We start from the raw sequence: 16,011 nt of genomic DNA, 5'->3' as shown, positions 1-16,011 counted from the left end.
TCAGAAGTGGACGACGTCCCCCGACACGAGCGTCTCGTCGCCACCCTCGGTCGCGAGGCGCAGGAAGCCCTCGGGCGTGACGCCCGCGAAAGCCCCCTTGTGCGAGCGGTCCCCGTCCGTGACGGTCAGGAGATCGCCCGGCGCGTGCGCGGACACCGCCGCGAACGCCTCCGGAAGCGGTTCGGCGCAGGGCTCGCCGACGCCCTCGTCGAGAATCGCGAGGACCTCGTCGAACGGCGTCTCGCCCTCGAGCAGCGCCGGCGCGACGCCGCACGCTTCGAGCGACGTGGCGCTGGGGAGGCCACGGGCCTCGAGGTCCGCGCGTGTGCCGCGGACGTTCAGCCCGATCCCGATCACGGCCCACCCATCGCCGTCGTCGTTCGAGCGGGCCTCGATGAGGAGGCCGCCGAGCTTCCGCCGGTCCACGAGAAGGTCGTTCGGCCACTTGAGCCTCACGTCGAGTCCGAACGCGGCGGAGAGGCCCCGCGCAAGGAGGATTCCCGTCTCGATCGGGAGCCGGACGCGGCCCGGGCCCTCGGGCCACGGCACGATCGCCGAGAGCGCGAGCGCGCCCGGGAGCGGCACCCACGTGCGCCCCGCGCGGCCGCGGCCCGCGGTCTGTTCGCCCGCGGCGATCACCGTGAGCCGGATCTCCTCGCTCTCGGCGAGCGCGTGCTCGACAATGATCTTCGCGAAGTCGTTCGTGGAGGGCGCCGTCGCGAGGAGGATCACGTTGTGGATTCGGGCGAACCGTCTCCCGCCGAGCGGCGCGAGGGCGCCGAGCGGGGAGCCCGCGGGCGGGAGAGGCACGCCGCCGCTCACCGGCCGGACGTCCCCACGAGGTTGCTCTCCAGCCGGAGGATTCGCTCGGAGATTTCTTCGAGTTGTTGTTTGGTCTTCTCGACCACGGCGGCGGGGGCGCGCGCGCGGAAGCTCTGGTCGGACAGACGGCTCTCGATCTTCGAAGCTTCCGCGCGCAGGCGCTCCACGTCGCGTTCCAGCTTCTCTCTATCTTCAGAAGAAATTTCTTTCTTCGGAAGGTCCACGAGGATTCCGGCACCCGCGACGACGTCCCGGAAGGCTCCGGGGATCTCCACCTTCGAAGAAATCTTCACGCCCTTGAGCCGCGCGAGATGGCTGAGGAGCGGCACCTGCCGCTGGATTTCTTCTGAAAGGGGTCCGTCGGGGAGCTCGAGGCCGATGGCAAGCGCCTCGGTCTGCGCAAGGCCGTTTTCCGCCCGAAGGTTGCGGACGCGCGTCACGACGGCCCGCAGTGTTTCGACTGCTTCCACCGCCGCGTCGTCCTTCCACTCGGGGCGCGGCTCGGGAAACTTCGCCATCGTGAGCTTCAGGCCGTCGCCGTTCAGCGCCTCACGGATCTCGCACGACACGAACGGCATGAAAGGGTGCAGGAGCGCGAGAGAGTCGAGCAGGACGCGCTTGAGGACACCGCGCGTCTTCGCCTTTTCGGATTCGGGCACGTCGGCGCCGCGGAGGACCGGCTTGATCATCTCGACGTAGCCGTCGCAGAACTCGGACCAGAAGAACTGATAGAGGGCGTGCGCGGCCTCGTCGAAGCGGTACGCCTCGAGGGAGGCGCTCACGCGGCCCGCGGCGTCCGAGAGCCGCGCGAGGATCCAGCGGTCGACCGTGGAGAGCGTCCGGACGTCCAGCGCCTCGGGGTCCGCGCAGTCGCCTTCGGCGATCAGGGGCAGCGCGAACCGCGTCGCGTTCCAGACCTTCGTCGCGAACGCGCGGTAGCCCGCGACGCGGCTCTTGCCGAACGGGAGGTCGCGGCCCGTGCCGGAGAGGACGGCGAGCGTGAACCGGACGGCGTCCGCCCCGAACTCGTCGCACATTTCCAGCGGGTCGACGACGTTCCCCTTCGTCTTCGACATCTTCTGGCCCTTCTCGTCGCGGACGAGGCCGTGGAGCACGACGTCCTTGAACGGCGCCCGTCCGTCGAACCAGGTCCCCGCCATCACCATTCGGGCCACCCAGAAGAAGAGGATGTCGAAGCCCGTGACGAGGACGCTCGTCGGGTAGAAGCGCTTGAAGTCGGGCGTCTCGTCGGGCCAGCCGAAGACCGAGAGCGGCATGAGCCACGACGAGAACCACGTGTCGAAGACGTCGGGGTCGCGAGTGAGCGCCTGCTTGCCGCACGTGCCGCACGAGACGGGGTCGCCCGCCCCCGGTTCGGGGACGTTCACGTGCCCGTCCGCGCAGTACCACGCCGGGATCTCGTGCCCCCACCAGAGCTGGCGCGAGACGCACCAGTCGCGGATGTTCTTCATCCACTCGTCGTACGTCTTCTTCCAGAGGTCGGGCGTGAACGCCGTCTCGCCCGAGTCCGTCGCGGCGACGGCCTTCTCGGCGAGCGGGCCGATCTTCACGAACCACTGGATCGAAACGAGCGGCTCGACGACCGTGTCGCACCGCTGGCAGCGCGCGAGCGGGACGAGATGGCTCTTCTCGCCGCGGCGCCGGCCCTGCGCATCGAGGTCCTTGAGGACCTTCCTCCGCGCCTCGGACCGGTCGAGTCCCGCGTACGCGTCGCCCGCGGCCTTCGTCATCTTTCCGTCGAAGCCGATGACGGTCACGAGCTCCAGGCCGTGGCGCCTGCCCGCCTCGAAGTCGTTCGGGTCGTGCGCGGGCGTGACCTTCACGACGCCCGTCCCGAACTTGGGGTCGACGAAGGCGTCGGCGATGACGGCGATCGTGCGGCCCGTGAGCGGCAGCGTCACGCGCTTGCCGACGAGGGCCGTGTAGCGCTCGTCGTCCGGATGCACGGCGACGGCCGTGTCGCCGAGCATCGTCTCGGGGCGCGTCGTCGCGACGACCACCTCCCCGCCGCCTTCGACGGGATAGGCGATCGACCACAGGTGGCCCGACGTCTCGACGTGGTTCACCTCGAGGTCGGAAAGGACGGTCGCACAGCTTGGGCACCAGTTCACCATCCGCTCGGCGCGGTACGCGAGGCCCTGCTTGTAGAGCGTCGTGAACACATGGCGGACGGCCTTCGAGCGCGTCTCGTCGAGCGTGTAGTACTCGCGCGTGAAGTCGCACGAGGCCCCGAGGCGCCGGATCTGATTCAGGATGTCGCCGCGCCGCGATCCCGCCCACTCGCGGCAGATCGCGAGGAACGCTTCGCGGCCGAGGTCGTGGCGCGTCTTGCCCGTCCGCTCCTTCAGGTCGCGCTCGACGACCATCTGCGTCGCGATACCCGCGTGGTCGACGCCGGGCACCCAAAGGACCGCGCGACCCTGCATGCGACGCCAGCGGCAGAGGACGTCCTCGAGCGTGCGCCCAAGCGCGTGGCCGACGTGCAGCCGCCCGGTGACGTTCGGCGGCGGGATCACGATCGTGAACGGCTCCGCGTCGGGAGCGGCCGCCTCGGGACGGAAGAAGCCCGCATCCTCCTGCGCCTTGTACCAGCGCATCTCGAAGTGCGAGGGGTCGAAGGTCTTCTCGAGTTCCTTCACAGGCTGCCGAGGATATCGGAAAGCCGAATCCTCAGTCCGCCCTTTCGAGCTCCTCGAGGCGCTCCTTCACGAGGCGCTCGGCCAGCTCCGGAACGACGTCCCAGGCGATGCGGCGGACCACGCGCTCGCCGCCCAGCTCGAGCACGCGGCGCGCGATGCGGTCGACGTCGGCGTCCGACAGCGGACCCACGGAGGTTGCAGGCCCGGACGCCGCGGGCGCGGAATCGGGGATGAGGCTCTTGAGGTCCGTGAGGCTCGCCTCGGCCGCGAGGGCCTCGAGGTCGGAGCGCGACTCATGGGCCGCCGCGGACTCGGCGCCGTCTGCCCCGCCGAGCCTTTCCCACGCCTCGGGGCGGCGCGTCTTGCCCTTGTCGGAGCGCTCGAATTCGGCAATGTCCTCGTCGAGGTCGCGCCGCTGCGGCTCCGGGGTGTCGTCGAGCGCGTCGAGATTCATCTCGTACCCGCGCTCGCCCGCCAAGGCCGGAGGCGGGGGCGGCACCGGTGGAATCGGCCCGGTCGGCGGGTCGAAGTCGGTCCGCGCCGGCGGCGGCAGCTCGGAAAAGACCGGCATCGCCACCGTCGAGAAAACGTCGTCGGAAAGCGGCGCGGGCGGCGGGAGGAGCGGAGGCGGCGGTGGCGCCGGCTCGAGCTCCGGGACGACCAGCGGCGCCGTGTAGAACGACCCCACGTTCGAGAGCGTCGGATCCGTGTCCTCGCCGCCCGCGGCCGGCTCGGGCGCGGGAGGAGGAGGAGGCGGCGGCGGGGGTTCGGGGGCCGGCGGCGGCTCGGGCGGCGCGGAGGCCTTCGCCTCGGTCGCGCGTCGGACGAGGTCCCGCACCAGGGACGCGAGACCTTGCGAGTCGAACGGCTTCGTGACGACCGAGTCGGCGCCGACGCGCTCCGCGCGCGGCTTGTCGAACGGCTCGAACGTGCCCGTGAGGAGCACGACGGGAACCCAGCGGCCGCCCGGGCGCTTCTTCACTTCCTCGCACACGTCGTACCCGGTCTTGCCGGGCATGACGGCGTCCGCGAGAACGATGTCTGGCTCGAAGCCCGCGAGGAGGACCACGGCGTCGTCGCCGTTGCCGACCGCCCTGAGCTCGAACTCGCTGCCCGAGAAGGTCAGCTCGACCACCTTGCGGATGGTCAGGCTGTCGTCCGCCAGAAGAATTCGGGAAGGCATGATTAGGCGGGAGTTTACACCGGACGCTTTGCCGCGGCCGCATCGAGGGCCTGGAAGACACGCGAGACCGGGCGCCGCCCGATCGCCGCGGAGAGGACGCGCGACGCGCCGGCGACGGCGGCGAGGTCCACGCCCGTTTCGTAGCCCATGCCGTCGAGCATCCAGAGCAGATCCTCGGTCGCGACGTTGCCCGCCGCGCCCGGCGCGTACGGGCAGCCGCCGAGACCACCCGCCGAGGAGTCGAAGATCCGCACGCCCTCGCGCAGGCCCTCCGCCACGTTCGCGAGGGCCGTCCCGCGCGTGTCGTGGAAGTGCAGGGCAAGGCGGTCGATGGGGACGCCCGCCTCGACGGTGCGTCCGACGACCTCCGGCACCTGTGTCGGGACGCCGATCCCGATCGTGTCGCCGACGGAGACCTCGTCACACCCGATCTCGACGAGTCGCCCCGCGACACGCCCGACCTCCTCGGGCGCGATCGAGCCTTCGTACGGGCAGCCGAACGCGCACGACACGTAGCCGCGCACCCGCATCCCCGCGGTCTTCGCGCGGGCAAGCACCGGCGCGAAGCGCGCGAACGACTCGTCGATCGACGCATTGATGTTCCGGCGGTTGAACGTCTCGGAAGCCGCCGTGAAGACCGCGATCTCCCGCACGCCCGCCGCGAGCGCGCGGTCGAGGCCCTTCTCGTTCGGGACGAGGACCGGGTAGCGGACGCCCGGGCGCTTCACGATCCGGCGGAAGACGTCCTCACCGTCCGCGAGCTGCGGGATCGCCTTCGGCGAGACGAACGCCGTCGCTTCGATCACGGGCAGGCCCGCCGCCGAGAGCGCGTCGACGAACGCGACCTTGGTGTCCGCGGAGAGGATCGCGGCCTCGTTCTGCAGGCCGTCGCGGGGGCCGACCTCGACGACGGTGACGTGTTGGTGGCTCATGTGACGTCGAGGAGAACGGCGCCGAGGGCCACCATCTTCCCGGGCTCGGCGGCGAGCCGCGACACGGTTCCCGCCCGGGGCGCCCTCACGGCGTGCTCCATCTTCATGGCTTCGAGGATCACGAGGACGTCGCCCTTCTCCACCTTCTGGCCGTCCGCCACCCGCACGGCCGAAATCCGGCCCGGCATGGGCGCCGTGAGCGCGTGCTCTTCGTCGGCCGAGCGCGCCACGCGGGCACCCACCTTCGCGATGCGCCACGTCTCCCCGGCGACGAAGACCCACGCGACGTCGCCGTCCCTCGCCGCGAACGCGCCGCGCGGCATCAGGCCCGGCCGCACGTCGCGCGCCTCGCACGTCGCGCTCTCGCGGAGCTTCACGCGCCGCCCCCGGCCCGGAACCGGCCGTCGAAAGGATCGGGAAACGCCGGCGCCGACGCACCGCCCGGCGCGGCCGCGCCCGAGAGCGCCGCCGCGGCCGCCGCGAACGCCTCGTCGGGCGGAGGCGGGGGCGCGGGCACGGCGAGAGTTTCCAGAAGGCCGGTGTGGATCGCGCCCGCGGCCACCTCGGGCGTCCCGAGCAGACGGCGAAGCCACGAGACGTTCGTCACGACGCCGAGGATCACCGTCTCGCCGAGGGCGGCGGAGAGCCGGAGGCGCGCCTCCTCGCGCGTCGCGCCCGAGGCGACGATCTTCGCGAGGAGCGGGTCGTAGTGCACGCCGACGTCCTGCCCTCCGGCGAGCCCGGACTCGACGCGCACGCCCGGGCCGGAAGGCTCCCGGTAGAGAAGGACGCGCCCGGTCTGCGGCAGGAAGCCCCCCTCCGGGTCCTCCGCGTAGACGCGCGCCTCCATCGCGTGGCGCGCCGGGGCGGCCGGCAGGGGCGGCAGCTTCCCCCCCGCCGCAACGGCGAGCTGGAGGAGGACGAGGTCCACGCCGAAGGCTTCCTCGGTGACGGGATGCTCGACCTGCAGGCGCGTGTTCATCTCGAGGAAGTAGAACTCGCCGGACGGCGCGAGGAGGAACTCGACCGTGCCCGCGTTGACGTATCCGACGGCTCTCGCCGCGTCGACCGCCGCCTTCGTGAGGCGCGCGCGCAGCTCCGGCGTCACGGCGGGCGACGGACACTCCTCGACGACCTTCTGGTGCCGGCGCTGCAGCGAGCACTCGCGCTCGCCGATCGCGACGACGTTGCCGTGGGAGTCGCCAAAGACCTGCACCTCAATGTGCCGCGGCCTCTCGAGGTACTTCTCGACGTACACCGTCGCGTCCCCGAACGCAGCCGCCGCTTCGCGGCGGCAGGATGAAATGGCTTCGGAAAGCTCGGAGGGATCGCGAACAATCCGCATCCCTTTGCCGCCGCCTCCGGCGGAGGCCTTCACGACGATGGGAAGACCGAGAGAAAGAATTTCTTTGAGGGTGCCAGAGGCTGTGATGAGGGCGCCCGGCACGACGGATACGCCTGCCTTTTCCATCCGTTCGCGGGACGCAATCTTGCTCCCCATCGCCTCCATCGCGTCGGGCGGGGGGCCGATCCACACGAGCCCGGCCGCCTCGACGGCGCGCGCGAAGGCCGCGTTCTCGGAGAGGAAGCCGTAGCCGGGATGCACGGCGTCACAGCCTTTTTCCTTCGCGGCGGCGAGGAGCTTCGGGATCGAGAGGTAGCTCTCTTTCGCGGGCGCCGGCCCGATCTCGACCGCGTCGTCCGCGAGCGCGGCGTGGCGGGCGCCGCGGTCCGCCTCGGAATAGACCGCGACCGATTCGAGGCCCGCAGCGCGGACGCCGCGGATCACGCGCACGGCAATCTCGCCGCGGTTCGCGACGAGGACGCGCCGGAAGGGCCTCGCCCCCGTCACGATCCCTTCGTCGTCCAGCTCGCGGGGCGCTTCTCGAGGAAGGCCTTCAGGCCCTCCATCCCTTCATGCGAACCGCGCCGCTCGGCCATCCGCTGGACGGCCCAGGCCGTCGCCTCGCGCGCGGGCAGCGTGGAGACGGTGCGGACGAGGCGCTTGGCCTCGACCACCGCGGCCGGCCCGCCGAGGAGGATCGCCTCGATCACCGCCTTCGAGGCGCCGGCCAGGTCCTTCTCCGCCACGACGTGGTGGACGAGGCCGACGCGCCGCGCCTCCTCGGCGCCCACGCGCTCGCCCGTCAGGAACCACGAGCGGGCGTGCGACTCGCCGATCTTCCGGACGAGATACGGGGAGATCACGGCCGGGATGATCCCGAGACGCACCTCGGTCGTCCCGAAGACGGCGCCCTCGGCGGCGACGACGACGTCGCACGCGGCGACGAGACCGGTGCCGCCGCCCAGCGCGGCGCCCTGGACGCGCGCGACCACGGGCTTGTCGAGCTCGTCGAGCGCCTTGAAGAGCTGCGCGAGCTCGGCCGAGTCGCGCCGGTTCTCCTCCATCGTGAAGTTCGCGACGCGCTTCATCCAGTCGAGGTCCGCGCCGGCGCAGAACGCCGTCCCCGCGCCCGAGAGCTCGACGACGCGCACGGAGTCGTCGGAGGCGAGGTCGCGGAGCGCGCGCTGCAGAAGCGTCACGGTCTCGCCGTCCCAGGCGTTGCGCACCTCGGGCCGGTTCAATACGAGATGCGCGACGCGCGGGTCGGGGGATTTCTCGACGAGGACTTTAGGGGCGCTCATTTGCCCACCTGGATCGTGCCGGGGAGATCGAGCGGAACCGTCATGGCCTGGTCCTTTCCGACTTTCACGGAGATCTTCGCGACGAGCCGTCCCTCCACGCGCCCGCCCGACGCCACGGCGCCCGCGAGCGCGACAGCGAGGTCCGTGTTGGCGGCCGAGACGGGCAGGTCGATCGCGTTTTCCCGGCCCGGGTGGAGTCGCACGCCGTGCCGCTCGCCGGACGCGACCTTGCGGTCGCCGGAGCGGATCTCGTAAACGAGATCCTTGACGTCCAACGGGAAGGAGAGAGGGTTGTAGATCAGGACGGACGCTTCTCCCTGCGTCTCGGTCAGCGAAAGCCCGGCCAGGCGCGCGCCGCCGAAGCGCGCGAAATCCTGGCCGACGGGGCCCACCGCCCGGATGTCGTTCGTCCCGACGCGAAGGACGCCCGCGGCGCAGACCTGCGTCGGCGGGGCTCCCGAAGAGGTTCGGAGACTTCCTTCGAGTGTGAAGTCCAGGGCGGCGGCGTGCAGCCTTCCGAGGAGGTCGGCGGGCACGCGGGCGAAATCCAGTTCGGTGAGGAAGACCACCTCGTGACTGCCCTCGGCGTGCTGGACGAGCGCCATCACCGGTTGCACCACCGGCAACCTGGTGTTCGCGAGCTCGATCGTCCCTTCGAAGAAAATCTTCGATCCGGGCGGCGAGGCGGGCAGGGTCGTTCGAAGGAACGCGGTTGCTCTGGTCCGCGTGAGCGACGTCACCTCGAGGGAATCCACCGTCCCGCACGTCAGGCGCCGCTGGGCGGACGCGGGGAATGCGAGGACGAAGGCGGCGGCGAGGGCGAGTCGTTTCATGTCTACATCCGGAAGACGCCGAATCGCGTCTCCCCTCCGGGCGCGCGCGACGCCGTCGCGAGCGCGAGCGCGAGCGTGCGGCGCGTGTCGAGCGGGTCGACGATCCCGTCGTCCCACAGGCGCGCGGTCGCGTAATACGGGTTTCCCTCGGCCTCGTACTTCTCGAGCGTCGGGCGGCGGAACTCCGCGCGCTCGGCGTCGGTCATGCGCGCCGCGCCTTCGCGCGCGCGCTGGTCGTCCTTCACGGTTGCGAGGACGTCGGCAGCCTGCTCGCCTCCCATCACGGAGATCCGCGCGTTCGGCCACGTGAACAGGAACCGGGGCTGGTACGCCCGCCCGCACATCCCGTAGTTCCCGGCGCCGAACGAGCCGCCGATCACGAGCGTGATCTTCGGAACGGACGCGTTCGCGACGGCGTGCACCATCTTGGCGCCGTCCTTCGCGATCCCGCCGTGCTCGGCCGCCCTGCCCACCATGAAGCCCGTGATGTTCTGGAGGAACACGAGCGGCACTCCGCGCTGGCAGGCCATCTCGATGAGGTGCGTCGCCTTGAGGGCGGACTCCGAGAAGAGGACGCCGTTGTTCGCGAGGATCGCGACCGGGTAGCCCGCCACGTGTCCGAAGCCCGCCACGAGCGTCGCGCCGTAGCGCGGCTTGAACTCGTGGAAGCGCGAGCCGTCGAGGACGCGCGCGAGGACCTCGCGCACGTCGTACGGGCGGCGGACTTCCTTCGGAACGACCCCGTAGAGCTCCTCGGCCGGATAGAGCGGCTCCTCGGGCGCGATGCGGCCCGGGGACGCCGGAGGCGGCACGGCGAGGTGCGCGACGATCCCGCGCACCTTCTCGAGCGCGTCCGCGTCGTCGTCCCCGAGGTGGTCCGCAACGCCCGAGAGGCGCGTGTGGACGTCGCCGCCCCCCAGCTCCTCGGCGCTCACGTCCTCGCCCGTGGCCGCCTTCACGAGCGGCGGCCCGGCGAGAAAAATCGTCCCCTGGTTCTTCACGATGACGGTCTCGTCCGACATCGCCGGGACGTACGCGCCGCCGGCCGTGCACGAGCCGAGGACGGCGGCGATCTGCGGGAGGCCCGCGGCGCTCATCCGCGCCTGGTTGAAGAAGATCCTGCCGAAGTGGTCGCGGTCCGGGAACACCTCGGCCTGCAGCGGCAGGAAAGCGCCGCCCGAGTCCACGAGGGTGATCGAGGGGAGCCGGTTCTCGAGCGCGATCTCCTGCGCGCGCAGGTGCTTCTTGACCGTGACCGGGTAGTAGGTCCCGCCCTTCACGGTCGCGTCGTTCGCGACGATCATGACGGCCCGCCCCTCGACCTTGCCGACGCCCGTCACGAGGCCTGCGCCGGGAGCGGCGCCGTCGTAAAGGCCGTGGCCCGCGAGCGGAGCGACCTCGAGAAACGCCGTGTCGGGGTCGAGAAGGCGCTCGATCCGCTCGCGCACGGGAAGCTTGCCGCGCGACACGTGGCGCTGCCGCTCCTTTTCGCCGCCGCCCTCGCGCGCCTTCGCGATCTCGTCCCGCAGGCGCTCCGCGAGCGCACGGTGGTGCGCGGCGTTCTCCTGGAACTCGCCGGACGAGGGCGAGAGCTTCGAGGCGAGGGTCTCGCTCACGGACGAATCAGGAGCCGGCCCGTTCGCCCGCTAGGCGGCGGATCGCGTCGACCGTGGAAGCCGTGCTCGTGCCCGGCAGGAAGACGTCGCGGACTCCCTTGGCTTTCAGCGGCGCGATGTCCTTGTCCGGAATGATCCCGCCCACGACGACGGCGATGCCCTCGCCGCCGCGCTCCTTGAGCGCCAGGAGGACTTCGGGCACGAGGACGTTGTGGGCGCCCGAGAGGATCGAGAGGCCGACGACGTCGACGTCCTCCTGGACGGCGGCCGCGGCGATCTGCTGCGGCGTCTGGCGCAGGCCCGAGTAGATGACTTCCATGCCGGCGTCGCGCAGTGCGCGGGCGACGACCTTGGCGCCGCGGTCGTGACCGTCGAGGCCCGGCTTGGCGACGAGGACGCGGATCGGACGGTCGCTCATGGCGGAGATTCTACCCGTGCGCCACGTGTAGACTTGCCGGGAAAGTCTCTGTATGCCGCGACTGGGCGATCTCCTCTTCGAAAGCAAGCTCATCACGGAGGAGCAGCGCCACCGCGCCGTCCTCCGGCAGAGCCGTCTGCGCGGCCGGTTCGGCACCGCCCTCCTCGAGGGAGACGCCTCGGAAGACGTGATCGCGCACGGCCTCGCCGTGCAGAACCGCGTGCCTCCGGCCACGCCGGAGTTTCTCCAGTCGATCCGCTCGGACGTCCTCCGGCTCGTTCCCGCCCGCGTGGCCCAGCGGCTGCACTCCGTGCCGTTCCGCAAGGAGGGCCGCGTCCTCTCGGTCGCGATGCGCGACCCCGGGGACCTCCCCGCCCTCGACGAGCTCGCGGCTTTGACGGGTTTCCGCATCGCCCCGCACGCGGCGCTCGAGGTCCGGATCTACGCGCTCCTCTACCGCTTCTACGCGGCCGACGTCGAACCGCGTTACCTGACGGCCGCGGCGTTCCTGCGCGAGGTCGCGTCCGACTCGAAGGACGACACGGACGAGCCGACGCAGCCGAAGGTCGCGCGCTCGCGGAGCAAGCCCGAGCTTCGCATCCTGCCGCCCCCTCCGCCGCCCGACACGCTCACGCCCTATCCGCAGCGCATCCGGCGCATGGACGAGGGCGACCCGTGGCAGGCCGAAGGCGCGGCGCTCGCCGCCCAGGCACAGGCGGTTCGCCGGCGCGCCGAGCCCGAGATCTTCGAGGACCCGCTCGAGGTGCTCGATCCTCAGCCCGAGTCGATGAATTTCCCCGAGCGGCCCGAACCCAGCCCGGAGGCCGCCGCCGAGGAGAAGCTCCTGGCGCGCCTTGCGGGTGCGCGCCACCGTGACGACGTCGCCGAAGCCGTCCTCGACGACGCGCTCCGGCACGTGAAGCGTGCCGCGCTCTTCATCGCGCAGCCCGACGCCGTCGTCGGCTGGGCGGCCCGGCCCGCGCCGACAGACGGCTTCAGCCGCTTCCGCCTCCCCGACACCGAGCCGTCGGTCTTCGCGACCCTGCGAAACACGGAGGGGTTCTACGTCGGCCCGCAGCCCGACCTGCCGGGGACGGCTTCGACGCTCGAGGCGCTCGCCTCCAACGGCCTCGGCCTCGTCGCCGTCGTGCCCGTGAATCTCAAGGGAAAGACCGTCGTTTACCTCTACGGCGAGGCCGCCGAGGGGGCGAGGCCGCCCTCGATCCCCGCGCTCAAGCGCCTTGCGGCCATGGCGGCCACGGGGCTCGAGATCGTCCTTCTCAAGAGCCGGCTCACCCGCCTCTGACGGGGGCTAACGGGCTCGATTTGAACGACATGGGCCCGACCGGGTAAACTCCGCAAACACGTGATCAAGAACGACATCATCAACGGCGTCGCCGCAGCGGCCGACGTGCCGCGGCAGAAGGCTACCCAGGCCGTCGAGACGGTCATCGACGTGATGCGCCAGGCCCTCGCGCGCGGCGAGCGCATCGAGCTGCGCGGCTTCGGCGTGTTCCTCGTCAAGCCCCGCAAGCGTGGCATCGGTCGGAACCCGAAGCGCCCGACCGAGGAAGTCCAGATTCCGCCCGGATTCACGATCCGCTTCAAGCCCGGCAAGGAGCTCCGCGACATGACCGGCACGCTCGAGCCGGACTCGAAGGAGCCCGCCCACGACGCCCCCGCCGCCCCCGCCACCCGCACCTGACGTGGCCGACGGCTCGGCCTGGGCGCCGCCCCCCCCGCTGCGCCGCCGCGAGCGCTGGTGGCTGCACATCCTGCTTCTCGTCCTGACGTTCGGGACGACGACGTACGTCGGAGCCAACTTCGCCGTGAACTTCCGCCCGAGCCTCCTGACGCCGGGCGCCGACACGGCCGCAACGGTTGCCGCGCTCTTCAGGGGCGCGATCACGTTCTCGGTGCCGCTTCTCCTGATCCTCCTCGCGCACGAGATGGGGCACTACCTGATGTGCCGCCGTTACGGGATCGACGCGTCGCCGCCGTACTTCATCCCGTTCCCGTCGCTCGTCGGCACGATGGGCGCCTTCATCCGCATCCGCCAGCAGATCCCCGACAAGAAGAAGCTGTTCGACATCGGCGTCGCGGGCCCGATCGCCGGCTTCGTCGTGACCCTGCCGCTCCTTGCCTGGGGCATCGCGCACACGCGTCCGAACCCGGCGTCGGTCCTCTCCGAGGGCACGATCCTCTTCCGCTATCCGCTCCTCGTGACGCTCTTCCAGAAGATGGTCCTCGGGACGACGTTCACGAGCGTCGACGCAGTCGAGCACCCCGTCTTCATCGCGGCGTGGTTCGGCCTCTTCGTAACCGCCCTCAATCTGCTCCCACTGGGCCAGCTGGACGGGGGGCACGCGCTCTACGCGGTCTTCGGCAGGCACCAGCGCACGATCGCGATCCCGCTCCTCATCGTCCTCGCATTCATGGGACTGCAGTGGCCCGGCTGGTGGATCTGGGTCGCGTTCACGCTCTTCACGGGGCTCAGGCACCCGCCGGTGATCGACGAGGACTCCCCGCTCGACTTCCGCAGGAAGCTCGTGGCGGCCGCCGTGCTCCTGATCTTCGTCGTCTGCTTCGCGCCGATCCCGCTCGAGCTGATCTAGGCCGGCGACTTCAGAGATCCCGGGGATAGAGCTTCGGAGCGCCCTTCAGTGACACGGCGCCGAAATCCCTCACGTCGAGGGTTGCGATCGCCGTCGCTCTGAGTCGCTCGGCGACTGCCATCACACACGCATCGACGAGGCCCATGTCGAGGTCCCGGTGCTTACGGCAGATCCGGCGCGCCTCGACGAGGTCTCTCTCGTCGCCCCATGCGACGGCGAACGCGCCGTCGGCGAGGTCTTCGAGGAACTCTTCTTCGACGCGCGCACCGAGATGCTTCGCGACGAGGTAGTCGACCTCCGGCAGTACGGCCCACGGGATGACCCACGCGTCCGGGTCCTTTTCGAAGAGTCCTCGGAGGACGGCGTGATGACGCTCGCGCGAGTCGATCAGCGCGTAGACGGCCCCCGTATCCGCGACGATCATCAGGAGCGGCCGAAGCCCGCGAGGGACTCCTCGGCGCGCGTCCCGAGATCGTCCCGGCGCCCGCGGCCGGCGCCGAGGCTCTTCGGCAGGCGGCGCTTTCCGTGCCGGCGCGCGTATTCGGCAACTGCCTCCCGGACGAGCTCGGCGGGCGCCCGCCCGTCCGCCCGTGCGATCGCCTTCAGGCGCCGGTAGTCAGCCTCGTCGAGGTAGACGGTCGTCTTGAGGGCCATATGGCAACCATATATGGCCTAAGCGTCTTCGTCAAACGGGCAGCTTCTTCCGCCGCAGAGCCCCGAGCGCCTCGCCCAGCTCCGGCGCCCTGAGCAGCGCGGCGAAGGCGAGGAACGCCGCCGCGCCGGTGGCCGCCGCGCCCGCGACCCAGCCGACGCGCGCGAGGAAGACCCAGCCCGCGTCGTACGGAAAGACGCGGTGCGCGAGGAACCAGACGACGCCGCCCATCGCGAGGCTTGCGAGGAAGAGGCGGAGAAGCGAGAAGACGACGGTGCGGCCGCCGAGCGAGCCCATCCGCCGCCACAGCAGGGCAAGGAGAACGAGGAAGTTGATCCAGAACCCGGCGGACGTCGCGAGCGCGACCCCGGCGTGCTGCATGGGCTTCGCGAGCCACACGCAGAGCACCCAGAAGACCGCGAGGTCGAACGTCGCGACGATCACCGGCGTCTTCGTGTCGTGGAGCGCGTAGAACGCCTGCGTCACGATCTTCACGCCCGCCGCGGCGTAGAGGCCGACCGCGAAGAACACGACCGCGAGCGCCGTCTTCGCGACGTCGCCTTCCGCGAACCGGCCGCGCCGGAAGATGAGGTCCACGATGGGCGCGGCGAGAAGCATGAGACCCACCATCGACGGGATCGTCACGAACCCGATGAGCCGCAGCGCGAACGCGACGGTCGCTTTGTACGCCGAGCGGTCCTTCTCGAACGCCTGGTCCGAGAGGGCCGGCAGGACCGTCCGCGTGAGCGAGACGACGAAGCCGCCAAGAACGAAGTCCACGAGGCGGAACGCGCAGTAGTTGTACGTGACGAACGCGTCGCCGAGCGCGGCGAGGGTCCGGGTGGAGATGACGAGCGACAGCTGCCCGACGCCGTAGCCGTAGAGGCGTGGCGCGATCATGAGCGCCGTGCGCTTGACCTCCGGGTCGCCGAACGGCGAGCCCGAGAACCTCAGGCCGAGGCGCCGGACGGCCGGTCCCTGCAGCGCGACCTGCAGGACGCCGCCCACGAGGACGCCGCCCGTCAGCGCGGCGACGGCCGGCACGCCCGCGGGCGCGAGGCCCCACGCCGCCGCGACGATCGCGAGGTTCCACGCGATGGGCGTCGCCGCCGAAAGCTGGAAAAAGCCCTTGGAGTTCAGGAAGGCCTCGAGCAGGGCGGCGACGGAGACGAGGAGGACGTACGGGAACATCCAGCGCGTCAGGAGAACCGTCAGCTCGAACTTTCCCGGCGTCGCCTTGAAGCCGCCCGCGAAGAGGCCGACGAGCGGCCCGGCGAAGAGGACGCCGAGCGTCACGATCCCGACGAGCACGCAGAAGAGCAGGACGAGCATCCGGCCCGCGTAGACGCCCTCCTCGCCGGGGCGCTCGCGCTCGACCTTCTTCGCCATCGGGACGAACGCGGCGGGGAGGCCCCCCTCCCCCACGACCGCCCGGATCGTGTTCGGGATCCGGAGCGCCGTGTAGAACGCGTCCGACAGGGCCGAGGCGCCGAGGAACCGGGCGATCGTCGCGTCCCGTACGACGCCCGCCAGCCTGGAGACCACCGTCCACGCGGTGATGCCCCAGGTCGACCGGACGAGTTTCCGCGTGTCGCTCAAGCCGGAGGGATTGTAGGATCCGGGCCGATCGGAGG

Annotated in this window: 16 protein-coding genes; 3 read left to right on the top strand and 13 right to left on the bottom strand. The window is 71.0% G+C overall.

The annotated features are described in order from the left end of the window. From IPL89_16585 to IPL89_16540, 10 genes are all read right to left on the bottom strand, one after another. Positions 1-810: a biotin--[acetyl-CoA-carboxylase] ligase gene (locus IPL89_16585; GenBank protein MBK9064783.1), complete on the bottom strand. Its 810-nt coding sequence runs from the start codon at positions 808-810 to the stop codon at positions 1-3. An 8-nt stretch (positions 811-818) separates the two neighbouring features. Continuing rightward, positions 819-3,440, bottom strand: a complete 2,622-nt coding sequence (locus tag IPL89_16580) for a valine--tRNA ligase (protein MBK9064782.1) — start codon at positions 3,438-3,440, stop codon at positions 819-821. 73 nt (positions 3,441-3,513) lie between these two features. After that, the gene (locus tag IPL89_16575; GenBank protein ID MBK9064781.1) at positions 3,514-4,665 is read right to left on the bottom strand and encodes a response regulator; all 1,152 of its coding nucleotides are present in this window, start codon (positions 4,663-4,665) and stop codon (positions 3,514-3,516) included. 14 nt (positions 4,666-4,679) lie between these two features. After that, positions 4,680-5,597, bottom strand: coding sequence for a hydroxymethylglutaryl-CoA lyase (locus tag IPL89_16570; GenBank protein MBK9064780.1), 918 nt, complete (start codon positions 5,595-5,597; stop codon positions 4,680-4,682). After that, on the bottom strand, positions 5,594-5,920 hold the full coding sequence (locus tag IPL89_16565; GenBank protein MBK9064779.1) for a biotin/lipoyl-binding protein: 327 nt from the start codon (positions 5,918-5,920) through the stop codon (positions 5,594-5,596). Before IPL89_16565 ends, IPL89_16570 begins: the two co-directional genes overlap by 4 nt. Before the next feature lie 50 nt (positions 5,921-5,970). Further along, a complete protein-coding gene (locus IPL89_16560) occupies positions 5,971-7,449 on the bottom strand; it encodes an ATP-grasp domain-containing protein (GenBank protein MBK9064778.1) in 1,479 nt (492 codons plus the stop codon). Then, positions 7,446-8,243, bottom strand: coding sequence for an enoyl-CoA hydratase/isomerase family protein (locus IPL89_16555; protein MBK9064777.1), 798 nt, complete (start codon positions 8,241-8,243; stop codon positions 7,446-7,448). The genes IPL89_16560 and IPL89_16555 overlap by 4 nt, the downstream gene beginning before the upstream one ends. Then, on the bottom strand, positions 8,240-9,076 hold the full coding sequence (locus IPL89_16550) for an LEA type 2 family protein (protein MBK9064776.1): 837 nt from the start codon (positions 9,074-9,076) through the stop codon (positions 8,240-8,242). The genes IPL89_16555 and IPL89_16550 overlap by 4 nt, the downstream gene beginning before the upstream one ends. Before the next feature lie 2 nt (positions 9,077-9,078). Then, complete coding sequence (locus IPL89_16545; protein ID MBK9064775.1) at positions 9,079-10,692, bottom strand: methylcrotonoyl-CoA carboxylase; 1,614 nt, start codon at positions 10,690-10,692, stop codon at positions 9,079-9,081. Positions 10,693-10,699: 7 nt separating this feature from the next. Then, positions 10,700-11,110, bottom strand: a complete 411-nt coding sequence (locus IPL89_16540) for a cobalamin B12-binding domain-containing protein (GenBank protein MBK9064774.1) — start codon at positions 11,108-11,110, stop codon at positions 10,700-10,702. Positions 11,111-11,162: 52 nt separating this feature from the next. Between IPL89_16540 and IPL89_16535 the strand changes: the two genes are divergently transcribed. From IPL89_16535 to IPL89_16525, 3 genes are read left to right on the top strand one after another with little or no spacing between them, the layout of a single operon-like run. Further along, positions 11,163-12,416: a hypothetical protein gene (locus IPL89_16535; GenBank protein MBK9064773.1), complete on the top strand. Its 1,254-nt coding sequence runs from the start codon at positions 11,163-11,165 to the stop codon at positions 12,414-12,416. Positions 12,417-12,476: 60 nt separating this feature from the next. Further along, entirely contained in the window at positions 12,477-12,815 is a 339-nt protein-coding gene (locus tag IPL89_16530) for an integration host factor subunit beta (GenBank protein MBK9064772.1), read from the top strand. 1 nt (position 12,816) lies between these two features. After that, positions 12,817-13,725: a site-2 protease family protein gene (locus IPL89_16525; GenBank protein MBK9064771.1), complete on the top strand. Its 909-nt coding sequence runs from the start codon at positions 12,817-12,819 to the stop codon at positions 13,723-13,725. 10 nt (positions 13,726-13,735) lie between these two features. On the opposite strand, the gene IPL89_16520 is transcribed toward IPL89_16525, so the two are convergent. The 3 genes from IPL89_16520 to murJ are packed head-to-tail and all read right to left on the bottom strand — an operon-like array spanning position 13,736 to position 15,976. Next, positions 13,736-14,149 (bottom strand): PIN domain-containing protein, encoded by a 414-nt coding sequence (locus tag IPL89_16520; GenBank protein MBK9064770.1) that lies wholly within the window; start codon positions 14,147-14,149, stop codon positions 13,736-13,738. After that, positions 14,149-14,379: a ribbon-helix-helix protein, CopG family gene (locus IPL89_16515; GenBank protein MBK9064769.1), complete on the bottom strand. Its 231-nt coding sequence runs from the start codon at positions 14,377-14,379 to the stop codon at positions 14,149-14,151. Before IPL89_16515 ends, IPL89_16520 begins: the two co-directional genes overlap by 1 nt. Positions 14,380-14,410: 31 nt before the next feature. Beyond that, complete coding sequence (gene murJ / locus IPL89_16510; GenBank protein MBK9064768.1) at positions 14,411-15,976, bottom strand: murein biosynthesis integral membrane protein MurJ; 1,566 nt, start codon at positions 15,974-15,976, stop codon at positions 14,411-14,413. Positions 15,977-16,011: the final 35 nt, after the last annotated feature.

The organism is Acidobacteriota bacterium (genome assembly GCA_016716715.1).
In the GTDB taxonomy this organism is placed as follows: Bacteria; Acidobacteriota; Thermoanaerobaculia; order UBA5066; family UBA5066; genus Fen-183.
Note: the sequence above shows the minus strand (reverse complement) of the source record. Positions and strands in the feature narration are given on the sequence as shown.